This window comes from Flavobacterium sp. JLP (assembly GCF_015350755.1).
GTDB lineage: Bacteria > Bacteroidota > Bacteroidia > Flavobacteriales > Flavobacteriaceae > Flavobacterium.
The window spans coordinates 1-323 of the sequence record NZ_JADKPS010000027.1; the positions used below are offsets into that span (position 1 = coordinate 1).

Sequence of the window (323 nt, forward strand, 5' to 3'; positions counted from 1 at the left end):
ATCAACTGCAACCGGATTATCATTTACCGAAGTTACCGTTACGGTAATTGCAGCAGTGTTTGATACCGCTCCGTCATTGTCGCTTACCGTATAATTGACTGGAGTCGCTGTTCCGCTGTAATTCAGAACAGGGGTAAAAGTTACAATTCCAAGTGCATCTACAGTATATGTTCCCTGTCCTGTCACTGAAAAAGTAGTCTGGATGCCCGGTGTTGCAGGATCCAGGTCTACTGTTGCCTTGTTGACTGTTCCGTCAGCATCAGTGTCGTTTGCTGTTACGTCGATTGTAACTGCCGTGTCCTCGTTTGTCGTTTTTGTATCGT

The 323-nt window shown here is 45.8% G+C and carries 1 protein-coding gene; it reads right to left on the bottom strand.

What is annotated here, in order from left to right; all coding sequences use genetic code 11:
* Positions 1-323: Ig-like domain-containing protein (locus IRZ83_RS19450; RefSeq protein WP_194570773.1), on the bottom strand; the 323-nt coding region annotated here is incomplete at both ends.